Genomic DNA, 13,741 nt, shown 5'->3' on the forward strand with positions numbered 1-13,741 from the left:
GGCCTCCACCGACCGCCCCCCGGCCCCGCGGGGGGCGCGGGGCCCGCAGCGAGACGGCTCAGCCGCGGAAGGCGGCCGGACGCTCGGGGGAGGCGGCGGCGAGCGCCTCGGTCACGGCCGTGACCCCGGCGCGGAGCCCGTACACCGGAGTGTCGGGCTGCTGCCGCCAGGAGTCGTCGATGCCGCCCGCGTCGACGGTGTCGAAGCCCAGCTCGTCGATGAGCGCGCGCACGATCTTCTTGGCGGCCTCGTCGTCACCGGCGACCGGAAGGGCGATCCGCTCAGCGTCCCCGGCCGGGCGCGGCCGGTCCAGGATGTCCTGGGCGTAGGTGCCGTTGAAGGCCTTCACCACCGCGTGGCCCAGCTGACGCTCCGTCCAGCGGCTCTCGGTCAGGCCCTCGTCCTCGATTCCGGCGATCCGGCCGTCCCGCTCCCGGGGGTAGTAGTTGTTCGTGTCGAGCACGACGAAGCCCTCGGCGGCCCCGTCGAACACGCCGTCCGGAAGGTCGGGCAGGTTCTTCAACGGAATGGTCACGACGACGAGTTCTGCGCCGCGCGCCGCCTCCGTGACGTGCACGGGGGTGGCCCCGGTCTCCTCGGCGAGCGCCGAGAGGGTCTCGGGACCGCGGGAGTTCGCCACCGCCACCTCGTGGCCGAGGGCGGTGAGACGACGCGTGAGGTTGCCGCCGATGTTTCCGGCGCCGATGATGCCGATCTTCATGAACCGTTTCCTTCGTCCGTGCGGTCGTTGGGATCCGGTGAGGGGAACGTCACCGCGCGGCCGTCCTCTTCCTGGGTCGGCCGAGGAATTTCCGCAGCGGCTCCGTCGTTTCATGCGATCAGTGGGAGGCGTCCAGGCCGACTCTCGCCGTGTCGATGACCTCACTCAGGACGTCGCGGGAGCGGAACAGGTCACGGATCATCCGGTCGATGCGGTCCCGTTCCGTGGTGAGTTCTTCGACCAGCTGCGCGGTGGCGATCTCGCTCGGGCCGCCGTCGGTGTCGCGCATGCACGGCAGGAGCTGTGCGATCTTCTTGCTGTTCAACCCTGCCGCGTACAGGGCCTGGATGCGGACGACCCGGTCCACCGCCCATGCTCCGAAGTCGCGTTGGCCGCCGGGAGTGCGTTCCGCGCGGAGCAGCCCCTGTGCCTCGTAGTAGCGCAGTGACCGCTCGCTGACTCCGCTACGGCGGGCAAGTTCGCCGATCCGCATCGCTCACCTCTCGGACTTGAACCTCACATCGGTGTCAGGTTCTACCGTACCGGCATGACGAACACACCGGTTGACTCCCGCCTCTTCGAGCCCGCCTCACTCGGCTCCCTGCGCCTGCCGAACCGTTTGGTCATGGCACCCATGACCCGCAACCGCGCCTCCGCCGACGGCGTCCCGCAGCCGATCATGGCGACCTACTACGCGCAGCGTGCCTCAGCGGGGCTGATCATCGCCGAGGCATCCACGCCGAACGCCGTGGGGCAGACCTATCCCCACATCACCGCGATCCACAACGACGCGCACGTGGCGGGATGGCGACGCGTCACCGACGCCGTGCGCGCCGAAGGCGGGCGGATGTTCCTCCAGCTGCAGCACGGTGGCCGGGTCGGCCACCCCCGCACCAGCGGGCTCACCCCCGTCGCGCCCTCGCCGATCCCGCTGCCGGTGACCCTCCACACCCCGGACGGTCACCGGGACGCCGTCGTGCCCCGCGAGATGACCACCGCCGAAATCCACTCCACCGTGGCCGACTTCGCCGCTGCCGCCCGCAACGCCGTCGACGCGGGCTTCGAGGGAGTCGAGGTGCATGCCGCCAACGGCTACCTGCTCCACCAGTTCCTGGCCAAGGGAACCAACCGGCGCATCGACGCCTACGGCGGCCCGGTGGCCCACCGCATCCGGTTCGTCGTCGAGGTTGTCCGGGCCGTCGCCGACGCGATCGGTCCCGAACGGGTCGGTGTGCGGATCGCGCCGGGTCTGACCGTCAACGGCATCGACGAGGGCGACACCGAGGAGATCTACCCGGCGCTCATCACCGCCCTGGCCGACACCGGACTCGCCTATCTGCACGTCGTCTTCGCGGATCCGGACCAGTTGCTCTTCCAGGAGATCCGTAAGAACTGGCCGGGCACGCTGATCGCCAACCCCGTCCTCGGGTGGGGCGAACCACTGCCCGCCGACGGCGGAAGGCACGAGGGCGAACGGCTGCTCGCCGCGGGGGCCGACCTGATCTCCCTGGGCCGCCCGTTCCTCGCCAACCCCGACCTGGTCGAACGACTGCGCATCGGTGCACCGGTCAACCAGGTACGGGACGAGGGCCTGATGTACACGGGCGGAGCGGCCGGCTACACCGACTACCCCACACTCGCTGCCGCTGCCGCCCCCGCGACCACCCGGACGTCCACGTACGCCTCGACGGAACCGCTCACCACGGGAGGGCGCCCTGGACCGGAGGGCCGGAGTCCCGGCAAGATCGTTCCCTGACCGACGAGGGTGGGGAGACGACCATGAGGGCCGGTGCGCCATGGGGACCATGACCAAGGGAGACAACGGCTTCGTGCCGTCCGTACCGCTGCGGATCGCCGTACGCGGCGGTGTCGACGCGATGGCGCTGCTGCTCACGGAGCACGGCGCGGTCCGGGGGGACGCCGACGTCGTCTTCCACGGCGCTCCCGCGCATCCGACCGGGACCGTACGGCTGACGGGCGCCGAGCACGGCACGGCGTGGCTGGAGGTCACCCTCACGGCCGTCGAACCGCAGATCGACCGCGTGCTCGTCGTCGGCTCGACGGAGGGCGGCGCGATGCGCGACGTCGCCGGTCTCTCGGTGGAGGCCTTCGCCGCGGACGGCACTCCGGTCGCGCGGTACGACGTCACCGACGCGGCGGGGGAGACGGCGATGGTGCTCGCCGAGCTGTACCGGCGGGCCGGGGGCTGGAAGTTCCGTGCGGTGGGCCAGGGGTACGCGAACGGCCTCGCCGGACTGGCCACGGACCACGGCGTGCACGTGGTGTCTCCCGAGACCCCCCAGGCCCCACCGGTCCCGGTAGCCCCCGTTGCCCCGGCCGCGCCGCCCCGCCCGGCGGTTCCGTTCGCCCCGCCGCCCCCGGCGGCGACGTACCCGGCCCCGCCTGCGGTCTTCGCGCCGCCTCCCACGAAGGCGACGTACCCGGCGGCGCCTCCGCCGGCTTTCGTACCCCCGCCCCCGCCCCCGCCCCCGATTTCGGCCCCGGCCCCGGCGGCCCCGCCGGTGACGCCGTTCGTGCCGGCGCCGACGCCCGCGCAGCCGCCGGCCCCCTGGTCGTACGGCCCCGTCTTCCCGCCGTACACGCAGACCGGCCGGGACAACGACGTGCTCACCGTGGACGGGCTCCCGCCCGGCCCGGTCATCGTCCAGCTCGACGTCCAGGGCGACGGCTACACCGGCCTGACCGTCCTCGACCGGCGGAACAAGGAGGGCGACAACCTCATCAACAGCACCGAGGACGCCTACACGGGCCGCGTCCTCGCCCAGGTCCCCGGCAACGGGCGGCTGCGGTTCCGGCTGGAGGCGGACGGGCCGTGGCGGTTCGAGGTGACTCCGCTGATGACGGCCCGACACCTCACGGAACACGGGGCGCAGTTCCGCGGGCCGGACGTTCTGCTCCACACGGGCGGCGTCGCCGATCTCGCCATCCACTACCGCGGCGACAGCAACCTCATCGTCAACCTCTACGAACTCGCCGGACACGAGGACCCCACCGAGCTCCCCGACGACGACAACGTCGTGAACGAGATCGGCAGGCGCCACGAGACCGTTCCCCTGCCCGAGGGCCCGCTCGTCGTCCAGTTCGAGATGGCCGACGGCCCGTGGAAGGCCCGCCTCAAGCCCGTCCCCGGCAGCCGCTGAGGCGGATCACGGCGACGGGCCGTCGTCCGCGCCCCAGTCCCCACCGGTCACCGCACGTGCGACCCGGCACCACTCGGCCCGGCCGCCCGCCAACGGCCAGGCCCAGCTGGGCCGTTTCGCCGTGCGCAGCTCCTCCAGGGCGCGGGCCAGCGACGCGCCGGCCGTCGCGGCGCCGTCCGGAACGGCGCCCCCGTGCCGGTCGCGGAGCGCGGCGAACCGGGCCAGCTCGGCTTCGTAGCGCTCCACCGCCCGCTCCGTGCCCGCCGCCACCTCGTCGCCGGGCGCGGTGCGGTGCAGATGGAGCAACGGTGGGGTGACCGACTCGGCGAGCGCGGCGGCGAGCCGGGCGTGGCCGTCCAGGACGACGTGACAGTCCAGGCCGCTGACCCACCACAGCAGGACGGGCGGCAGGATGCCCTCGCGGGCCTGCTTGCGGTACGCCTTGACGCGGGCGTCGAGGGGGCCGGGCATCGGGCGCAGCGGCAGGATCTCCCAGGACCCCGAGTGGACGAACCAGTCGACGTACCCCTCGGGATGACCCTCGACGATCATCTCGCCCCAGTACGCGCCCGGGGTCCGGCCGTCGTCGGCCCTCGTGAGCGGGCTCTCGCGCGAGAGCAGCCACCGGCCGTCGTGCAGCGGGCCGCCCGGGTCCGCCACGAGGCACTCCGCGAAGCGGTGCGCCCAGCGGTCGGGCCGCCCGGCGCGTTCCCGCGCGGCCGCGGCCCGCGTCGGCGGGACCACGGAACGGTAGGTGTTGGTGCGCCAGAACTCGACGCCACCGTCGTCGCCGTCGACGGACGCGAGGAGCACCGGCCGCTCCCCCTGGGCCAGCAGCAGACGCCGGTCGGCGCTGAACAGACACAGCCCCGGCCTGCGGCGCGACCGCACCTCCAGGGTCAGCCCCGTCCAGGTGCCGTCCTCGCCCAGGAGGTCCTCGCGTCGCATGCTCCGACCGTAGCCCACGCCGGCCGGGTCACTCCGGGCGGTTGAAGCGCCGTGCGGCCCAGGCCAGGGCGAGGGTTCCGGCGGTGAGGAGGAGTGCGGCCTCCAGGAGGAGGGGAGGCTGCCAGCCGGCCCACTCGATGCCCGGGGGTGCCTCTCCCGCCGAGGGGACGCGCGCCGTGATGCAGCGGCGGAGGAGGTCCACCGCGTACGCCAGCGGGTTGGCGTTCACGAGCGCCTGTGCCCAGCCCGGCAGGTTCGACGTCGGGAAGAAGCCCCCGGAGAGGAACAGCAGCGGCATCATCACCAGGCCGAGCAGCGTGTGGAACGTCTCCGGCCCGCGCAGCGTGACGGCCAGGGCCAGGGCGAGGGCCGTGATCGTGAACGAGGCCAGGACCATGCAGGCGAGGAGCAGGACCAGCAGGACCGGGTCGTAGGGGAGGCCCACGGCGCCGACGAGGCAGAGCAGGACGGCGCCCTGGACGGCGGCGGTCAGGGTGCCCCCGGCGCAGTTCCCGAGAAGCAGGGTGGAACGGCTGACGGGGGCCATGAGGAGCTCCCGCAGATAACCGCTCTGCCGGTCGGTGATGAGACGGATGCCGACCATGATCGCCGGAGTCTGCACCGTCATCATCAGCATGCCGGGGAAGAGGTACGTCTGATAGCCGACGCCCAGGGAGGAGCGCGGGATCAGGGCGGCCAGGCCGCCGCCGAGGATGAAGAGGTAGAGCACGGGGTGGAGCAGCATGAGCGCCGTGTGGGTGCGCTGGCCGGCCATCCGCAGCAGGTCGCGGTGGACCAGGGCGTGGATCGCGCGCAGTTCGAGCCGCAGACGGGCCGGGCGGCCGGCCCGCTGCTCGCGGGCGTCCTCGGTCTCCAGGGCGAGCCCGGTCATCGGCCACCTCCGGCCTGGAGGCTGCGGCCCGTGTGGTGGAAGAAGACGTCGTCCAGGCTGGGCGGGGTCGCGGACGCGGCGTGGACGGCGATGCCGTGGCGTTCGAGGGCCGCGCAGAGCCGGGGGATCCACGCGCTGCCGTCCGGCAGCCGCAGGCTCACTCCGTCCGCGTCCACCGTGGGGGCGCGGTCCGGCGGCGCGACGCCGCGCACGACCTCCCCGGCCGCCGTGTCGTCACCCGTCCGCAGGACGACCCGGTCGTCGCCGATCGCGCTCTTCAGCGCGTGAGGCGTGCCCTGGGCCACCAGGCGGCCCTGGTCGATGATGGCGATGCGGTCGCAGTTCTCCGCCTCGTCGAGATAGTGGGTGGTGACGAACAGCGTGCTGCCGTGCCGTTCGCGCAGCGCACGCAGGTGCGCCCACACCTCGGCGCGGGCGTGGGGGTCGAGTCCCGTGGTCGGCTCGTCGAGGAACAGCAGGCGGGGGGAGTGCAGCAGGGCGCGGGCGATCTCCAGGCGCCGCCGCATGCCGCCGGAGAGGGTGCGCACGGGGGACCGGCGCCGGTCGGTGAGGCCGGCCGTCTCGAGGACCTCGGTGACGCGCCGCCGGGCCCGGCCGCGGCCCAGCCCGTACAGCCGCGCGTGGACGCGCAGGTTCTGTTCGGCCGTCAGGTCGCCGTCGAGGGCGCTGTGCTGGAACAGCATGCCGACCTCCTGCCGCACCCGGTGGGGCTCCGTGAGCACGTCGGCGCCCGCGACCGTGGCGTGACCGGAGGTCGGCCGGGCCAGGGCGCAGAGGACGGCGATGGTCGTGGACTTCCCCGCGCCGTTCGGCCCGAGGAAGGCGAAGGTCTCGCCCTGGCGCACGTCCAGGTCGAGGCCGCGCACGGCGTGGGTGGTGGTGCCCTGGGGACCCGGGTAGCTCTTGACCAGGCCGCGGGTGCGGACGGCGTACCCGGGCTCGGGAGGGTGGTGGGCGGTCGGCGGGGCGGAGGGGGCCGCGGTCATGAGGGTCGCGGAGGCGGCGAGGTCGTCGTCACCGGCGTGGAGCTGCATGGGTCTGGTCCTCGTCTACGGGTTCGCCCTGGAGGCACGTCGGTGGAACCGGTACGGACACGGGTGCGGAGTGCAGGGTGCGGGAACGGCAACGCGGCCGGACGAGTCCGGCCGCGCCGTGCGGTCCTTCACCGGCGTCCCGGCCGGCGGCTGTCCCGGGTGTCAGCCGCCGACCGGACGCCGAGCCGGTGTCAGGCGCAGCTGATGCCGATACAGACCGTGTTCAGAAGGGTCAGCAGGCCGACGCACTCGCACGTCGCGGCGAAGGGCGCGCCGTCGACACCGACGGGGTCGGTCTCCGGAAGGGCGTGGAGACGGGCCAGCAGCTCGATGTCCTTGTTGTTCTCCATGATTCTCCTTCTTCGTTGAAGGGCTGAGCGTCAGCGTCGCTGCCGCTCACACCGGCATCCGGACCATCCAGTGCCGGGGGTCTGTGTGACGGGTCCGCAGGAGGAACGCCAGGATTCCGGCGGACCCGTCGCTCCAGCTGGTCGAGACGTCCCCGTACTCGTTGGGGAAGACCAGGTGGCCGTTGCGGTGGGCCCCCTCGCAGAGGAGGAGGCGGGCCAGGTCCTCGGCCACGGCGCGGTGCACGGGGTCACCCGTCGCCTCGGCCACGTCGAGGAGGAAGTCGCCGTTGCCCGCCAGTCCGTGGCACTGGGTGAGGGCGGCGCGGGAGGCGCGCTCCGCGACGGCGAGGGTGCTGCGGCGGGCCAGGTCGCCGTACCGGTCGTCCCCGGTGGCCTGCCACAGCCGGACGAGGAAGGTCCCGATGCCCGCCGAGCCGTGGCACCAGTACGGGGCGGTGGGCACGTCCGGGGCCTGCGCGGGCCACTGGGCGGCCTCGCCGACGCGGACGGCCGCGGCCACCAGCTGCTCGCCGGCCTCCACGGCCAGCTCCCTGTGGTCCGCGCGCCCGGAGACGGCCGAGGCGGCGAGGAGGAAGCAGCCGATGCCGGCCGTGCCGTGGGCGAAGCCGAGGTAGCGCTTGCCGGCCTCCGCCGAAGCGGCTCCGGCCTCGCCCTTGGCGGCTCCCTCCGCGGCGGCCTCGCCGGGGACCGGCCAGCTCACCCCGGACGCGTCCCGCCGCGCGGCGGCCGCCAGCCGGTCGGCGGCGTCGACGGCCAGCTCCGCGAAGCGCGCGTCTCCGGTGCGCTGCCACAGGTGCAGGGCCGCCGTCCCGCTGCCCGCCGTGCCGTGGGTGACGTCGTGGTGGGGCGTCTCCTGCTGCGGGGCGAGCGCGAGGGCCAGCGCGTGGTCCATGAGCGCGCGGTCGTCGAGGGCGTGCCCCGCGTCGTACAGCGCCCACGCCGTTCCGAGGCCGCCGAAGTGCAGGCCGGGGCGGGGGGAGCGGGTGTCGGTGCGGCGGGCGATCCAGTGGCCCGCGGTGGAGATGACGTCCGGGAGGCGTTCTTCACCGGTGAGTTCCCAGGCCCGCGTCACGACGGCGAGGACCCCCGCCGCGCCCTGCTGGACCGTGCACGGGTCGGACTCACCGGCCATGGTCGAGACGGGCCACAGCCGCCGGTCGTCCTCCGGGGTCATCGAGTCGACGAGGTGGTCCAGGATGCCCCGTACCGCCTCGGCCGTGTCCGTGCGCCCGCCGTCCCGCTCGGGCCGCGCCGGCCGTCCGGTCCTCGCCGGGGCACGGGTCTCCGCCCGCGGCTGTTGCGCCCTCGCCGGGGCACCGGTCTCCGCCGCCGGCCGTCCGGTGCCGCTCGCCGGGGCGTCGAAGAGCCACCCCTTGGCCCTGGCCGGATCCCAGCGCTCGGCGGGGTCGTCCCGCATCAGCCCGAGGATCATCTCGATCAGGTGGTCCGGCAGCCCCAACGGCTCCGTACACGCCTCCAGCCATGCGGCGAGGCGCTGTTCGTCGGGCCTGTCGGCGGGCTCCTCGGCCAGCAGGTTCGGCACCTTCCCCGCCAGGACGAAGCACACGGTGGCGCCGAGGCTGTAGTAGTCGGCCGTCGGACTCACGGGCGCGTCGGCCAGCCGCTCGGGGGCGCTGAAGCCCGGGGTTCCCACGCGGGTCGGCAGCGCGTCGTCGTCCTCCAGGACGGCGAGCTCCAGGTCGATGAGGCGCAGCCCGCCGTCCGGCCGGACCATGACGTTGCCGGGGGTGAAGTCCCGCAGGACACAGCCGCGGTCGTGCGCCGCCGCGACGAGGTCCACCAGGCGGGCGACCTGGGCGAGGGCGTCGACGCGGTACTGCTCCGCTCCGGCGTCGCGGAAGTGCTCGGCGACCCAGGTGCGCAGGGTGACCCCGGGCACCTCCTCCTGCGCCAGGAACAGGTGGCCGCCGTGCTCGAACAGGGCCAGGGGCTCCGGCGCGAGCCCGGTGCCCGTGAGCTTCTCCAGCGTCCGGGCCTCGGCGCGCAGCCAGTCGCGGACGTCGCAGCCCGAGGTGTCGGCCTCGACGTGCGGCCGGGCCTCCTTGATGACCACGGGGGCGCCCGTGCGGACGTCGTCGCCGCGGTAGACGCCGCCCTTGTTCGTGTGCCGGATCGCCTCGCGCACCGCGAAGCGGTCGCCGATCACCACCGGGCCGGGCGCCGGTTCCGGCGCGCGCGCCGCGACGGGCACCGTGGCGGGGAACGGGGAGACCGCCCACGGCGGCGGGGAGTACTGGCCGGTGCGCTTGTCCTCCACGGGGTTGCCGTCCGGGTCCTCGATGTAATGGACGAGCAGACCGTCCGCCGAGAGCCGTCGCCGGCCGACGAAGGCGCCGTAGCGGTAGTGGACCAGGGAGTGCGGAGCGTAGGGCTGGTCGGAGAGGATGCGCGGCCCGGTCAGTCCCGCCGTCACCCGGTGCAGCTCCTCGGCGAGCCGGGCGGCCTCGTCGTCCGCGCACGGGTAGACGGTGATGAACTTGCCCGAGCTGCCCCGGGGCGTGGCACGGGAGTTGAGCGCGCTCACCTGCTCCAGGGAGCGGGCGAACTTGAACGTCGACTCCCCCCGCAGCAGGACGTCGAGGGCCCTCTCCAGGACCGTCGGCGCGGAAGCGGCCGACGCCGACAGGTGCAGCTTCCACCCCTGCTGACGCGGCGTCCCGGACCGGGAGGCGACACGGCACCACATCTCGTCCGCGTCGACCGTCCAACGGGCACCCGTACCGGTGGCGTGCAGCGCCCGGTCGAGCAGTCCCTCCAGTGCGACTTCCGTGGCCTGACTCGTCATTCGCGTGCTTCTCCCCTTCACGGCCCTCGACGGTGAGAACGGCTGAGCGGAAGGTGCCCGGTCGCATAACCGGACCAACACATCACCGCGAGGATTCACCTCATTCGGCGAGCGCACGCCGCTGGAGTCCCACCAGGAGGCGCGCCCGGCGCAGTCGGAGGCGCACGGGACGGACGACGGCAGCGTCGTGACCAGCACCGAGGGCCGAAACCAGGCCGCGGGCGGGGCGCGACGGAGGAGCGGGTCCGGGGCCGTCACCGGGCGTGGAGGGGGGCGCACGCGGGCGCGAACGCGGGCTGGCGCACGGAAGGACGGTCACGTTGCGTGAGCCTTGAGGGTCAGCCGCAGGGGCGATGTCGACGCTGCGTCGGCGCCGCGACCGACCTCGGGGGCGCTCCGGGGCGCGGAAAACACGACGGGCAAGAAGCGCTCGGCCCCTTGCCCTCTTCAACGTATAGCGCACGGGGGGCCTTGCGGCAAGGCCCCCGTGGTGACGCAGAATCGCCGGGCTTTGACGATGTCGACGACGTGGGAGGTGCGATGATCGACGTGATCATTGCGGGTGCCGGGCCGACCGGGCTGATGCTGGCGGCCGAGCTGCGGCTGGCGGGGGCGCGTGCCGTCGTCGTCGAGAAGGACCCCGAACCGAGCCGGCTGTCCCGGGCGCGCGGCCTGCACGCGCGCAGCGTCGAGATCATGGACCAGCGCGGTCTGCTGGACCGTTTCCTCGCCCTGGGCGAGCAGTTCCGCGTGGGCGGCTTCTTCGCCGGGATCGGCACGACGTGGCCCGAGAACCTCGACACGGCCCACTCGTACGTCCTCGCCGTCCCGCAGGAGGACACCGAGCGGCTGCTCACCGAGCACGCGCTCGCCCTCGGCGCCGAGATCCGGCGCGGGCAGGAGCTGGTCGCGCTGAGCCAGGACGACGACGGGGTGACCGTCGAGCTGGCCGACGGCGGCCGGCTGCGCTCGCGCTACCTCGTCGGCTGCGACGGCGGCCGCAGCCGCGTGCGCAAGCTGATCGGCGTCGGCTTCCCGGGCGAGCCCGCCCGGGTCGACACGCTGCTCGGCGAGGCGCTGATCGGCGTGGCGCCCGAGGAGATGTTCGGCGTGATCGCCGAGGTCCGCAAGACCCACCTGCGGTTCGGCGCCATGCCCATGGGGGACGGGGTGTTCCGCTTCGTCGTGCCCGCCGAGGGGGTCGCGGAGGACCGCTCGGCCGCGCCGACCCTGGACGAACTCAAGGAGCGGCTGCGGGTGTTCGCCGGCACCGATTTCGGCGTGCACGCGCCGCGCTGGCTCTCCCGTTTCGGCGACGCCACCCGGCAGGCCGAGCGCTACCGCGTCGGCCGGGTCATGCTCGCGGGCGACGCCGCGCACATCCACCCCCCGACCGGCGGGCAGGGCCTCAACCTCGGCATCCAGGACGCGTACAACCTGGGCTGGAAACTGGCGGCCGCCGTCAAGGGCCGGGCGCCCGAGGGACTCCTCGACACCTACCACAGTGAGCGCCACCCGGTGGGCGCCGACGTCCTGGACAACACGCGCGCGCAGATGGAGCTGCTGTCCCCCGAGCCGGGCCCGCGGTCGCTGCGGCGGCTCCTCGCGGAACTCATGGAGTTCGAGGAGGTGAACCGCCACCTGATCGAGAAGGTCACCGCGCTCGGCGTCCGCTACGACTGCGGCGAAGGACACGACCTGCTCGGCCGGCACCTGCGGGACGTCGCCCTGAAGCGGGGGCGGCTGTACGAGCGGATGCGCGGCGGCCGGGGACTGCTCCTGGACCGGACCGGCGGGCTCTCGGTCGCCGGCTGGGCGGATCGGGTCGACCACGTCGTCGACGTCAGCGACGAACTCGACGTACCGGCGGTGCTGCTGCGCCCGGACGGCCACGTGGCCTGGGTCGGCGACGACCAGCAGGACCTCCTGGCGCATCTGCCGACCTGGTTCGGCGCCCCCGCGCGCACCCCTGCAGCCGCCTCGACCGCCGGGGCCGCCACCTCTGACACCCCGACCGCCGGGGCCTGAGGGCGGGAGCCGCGCGCCGCCGCCCGGGCGCCGTCGTCCGGACACCGCCGTTCGGACACCGTCGTCCGGGCGCCGGGCGTCCGGCGCCCGGGCCGGATCAGAGCCCGGCGACCCCGGACTTCGCCGACAGTTCGTACACGAGTGTGACCGTACGGCGCCCTCCGGGCGGCAGGACGACGTCCCAGCGGACGATGCCGTCCGCGTCGAACCCGGCGGGCGTCGGCGAACACTGCTCCTCGCGCAGCCGCACCCGTACCGCCGCCACCTCGGACACCGGGACCCGCTCCCGCACCACCACCAGGTGGTCGCCCCGCTCCCCGGGGCCGGAGAACCGCGACAGGTGCAGCCGCACGGTGCGGGTGACCGTCGTCCGCTGCGTGAGCCCGGAGGTCTCGCGCGACTCCTCGGCGTACCGCACCACCCGGTGGTCGTCGCGGCTGCCGAAGGCCAGCTCGACCGGGGCGCCGGGCGCGGTGAAGTCCAGCGTCCCGCGCCCCACGAAGCCGCCGCCCCGCACCAGGTCGACCGGCCCGGCGAGCAGCGCGTGGCCGGAGCGGTTGTCGCACCGCACCACCTCGGTGACCAGCGGGGACAGTTCGGGGGAGCAGGCGTGCTCACGCACCGCGGCCGTGCTGAAGACCGACAGCGGCACCCGGTGCGCCCGGCCGTCCGCGGGCACGGAGACCGGCGCGGGGGAGCGCAGCAGCCGGGCCTCGCCCCCGTCGTCCACGCCCGGGAGGCCGACGACCGGGGGGTCCTGCGCCGCGGCGGGGCCGAGGTCGCCGATCTCCTCCTCGCGCAGCTCGACCTCGACCGTACGACGCTCCGCCGCCGTGCGGTCCTTGAGCGTCAGCCGGTCCTCGGTCAGCCGCGGCGGCTCGGTGGCGAGCGCCGACCGGGCGGTCGACAGGGTCAGGCGGACGTCCGACCAGTCCTCGCCGGTCCGCTGCCAGACGACCGCCTCCGTCTCCAGGGTGAGCCGGTCGCCGTCGAGGACGGCCCGGTAGGCGGGCCGCCACAGCGCGCACGGCGTGAGGTGCGCGAGGTGCAGACGGGCCGGTCCCGCGGCGGTGGCCTCCACCGTCAGCTCGACGTGGGCGCGCAGTTCGGCCGGCTCCTCCTCGGTGAGGTCGAGGGCCCGACGGCACTCCCGGAGCTCCTCGGCGAGGGCGCCGAGCCGCGCCTCCACGGCCCGCAGCCGCTCGGCGTGGGCGTCGCGCTCCGCGTCGACCCGGTCGAGGTCCCGCGCCCACCGAGGCCCGTCGGACTCCCCGGAGCCGGCGCCCTCTGCGACGTCCCGCAGCAGGTCGGCCGCGAGCCGCCCCAGCAGGTCGAGCCGGGCGCGCAGCCGCTCGGCCTCGTGTTCCAGGCCCCGCCGGTCCTCGTCGAGGGCGTGGACGCGATGCCGAAGGGCGGAGTCGCCCGCGCCGGGCGGCGCCGGTTCGCGCGGGGTCCACGCGCGGACGATCCGGACGTCGAGGACGGTGGCCGGCCGGTCGGCGTGGAGTTCGGCGTGGAGCGTGCGGTCGACGGCGAGCGCGCTCACGGGCCCGAGGCGCAGCCGCTGCACCCCGGGCACCAGGTCGAGCCGGGCGGTCCGCTCGACGTGCGCGCGGTCCTCCAGGCACGTCACGGCGGTGACGGGCAGCGCGACCGGCGCGGGCGCCGACGGGCCGGAGTCGGCGTCCCCGGGGGAGGCGGTGCCCCCGGCCGCGTCGGTCGCGGTCGAGGGCGCGGTGGGCTGTGGGGCCGTGGTCAT

Annotated in this window: 11 protein-coding genes; 3 read left to right on the plus strand and 8 right to left on the minus strand. The window is 74.5% G+C overall.

Features of this window, described 5'->3' with window-relative positions; genetic code table 11:
- Positions 1–58 precede the first annotated feature (58 nt).
- Together ACWDVG_RS29060 and ACWDVG_RS29065 are read right to left on the minus strand one after the other, a co-directional pair.
- Positions 59–835: an NADPH-dependent F420 reductase gene (locus tag ACWDVG_RS29060; RefSeq protein WP_451703543.1), complete on the minus strand. Its 777-nt coding sequence runs from the start codon at positions 833–835 to the stop codon at positions 59–61.
- 4 nt (positions 836–839) lie between these two features.
- Positions 840–1,214: a MerR family transcriptional regulator gene (locus ACWDVG_RS29065; RefSeq protein WP_451703545.1), complete on the minus strand. Its 375-nt coding sequence runs from the start codon at positions 1,212–1,214 to the stop codon at positions 840–842.
- Between the two features lie 54 nt (positions 1,215–1,268).
- On the opposite strand from ACWDVG_RS29065, the gene ACWDVG_RS29070 reads away from it, so the two are divergent.
- Positions 1,269–2,477, plus strand: coding sequence for an alkene reductase (locus tag ACWDVG_RS29070; RefSeq protein ID WP_451703546.1), 1,209 nt, complete (start codon positions 1,269–1,271; stop codon positions 2,475–2,477).
- A gap of 49 nt (positions 2,478–2,526) precedes the next feature.
- Entirely contained in the window at positions 2,527–3,882 is a 1,356-nt protein-coding gene (locus ACWDVG_RS29075) for a TerD family protein (protein WP_451703547.1), read from the plus strand.
- Between the two features lie 6 nt (positions 3,883–3,888).
- On the opposite strand, the gene ACWDVG_RS29080 is transcribed toward ACWDVG_RS29075, so the two are convergent.
- The 5 genes from ACWDVG_RS29080 to lanL form a co-directional block, all read right to left on the minus strand.
- A complete protein-coding gene (locus tag ACWDVG_RS29080; protein ID WP_451703548.1) occupies positions 3,889–4,830 on the minus strand; it encodes a hypothetical protein in 942 nt (313 codons plus the stop codon).
- Between the two features lie 28 nt (positions 4,831–4,858).
- Entirely contained in the window at positions 4,859–5,722 is an 864-nt protein-coding gene (locus tag ACWDVG_RS29085; protein WP_451703550.1) for an ABC transporter permease, read from the minus strand.
- On the minus strand, positions 5,719–6,777 hold the full coding sequence (locus tag ACWDVG_RS29090) for an ATP-binding cassette domain-containing protein (protein WP_451703552.1): 1,059 nt from the start codon (positions 6,775–6,777) through the stop codon (positions 5,719–5,721). The genes ACWDVG_RS29085 and ACWDVG_RS29090 overlap by 4 nt, the downstream gene beginning before the upstream one ends.
- A gap of 191 nt (positions 6,778–6,968) precedes the next feature.
- The gene (locus tag ACWDVG_RS29095) at positions 6,969–7,127 is read right to left on the minus strand and encodes a VenA family class IV lanthipeptide (protein ID WP_451703553.1); all 159 of its coding nucleotides are present in this window, start codon (positions 7,125–7,127) and stop codon (positions 6,969–6,971) included.
- 46 nt (positions 7,128–7,173) lie between these two features.
- Positions 7,174–9,954 (minus strand): class IV lanthionine synthetase LanL, encoded by a 2,781-nt coding sequence (gene lanL / locus ACWDVG_RS29100; protein WP_451703555.1) that lies wholly within the window; start codon positions 9,952–9,954, stop codon positions 7,174–7,176.
- Positions 9,955–10,494: 540 nt separating this feature from the next.
- Here lanL and rox point away from each other — a divergent pair.
- Complete coding sequence (gene rox, locus ACWDVG_RS29105; RefSeq protein ID WP_451703556.1) at positions 10,495–11,982, plus strand: rifampin monooxygenase; 1,488 nt, start codon at positions 10,495–10,497, stop codon at positions 11,980–11,982.
- A 97-nt stretch (positions 11,983–12,079) separates the two neighbouring features.
- Here rox and ACWDVG_RS29110 read toward each other — a convergent pair whose 3' ends face one another.
- On the minus strand, positions 12,080–13,741 hold the full coding sequence (locus tag ACWDVG_RS29110; RefSeq protein ID WP_451703558.1) for a mucoidy inhibitor MuiA family protein: 1,662 nt from the start codon (positions 13,739–13,741) through the stop codon (positions 12,080–12,082).

The organism is Streptomyces sp. NPDC003327 (assembly GCF_053589515.1).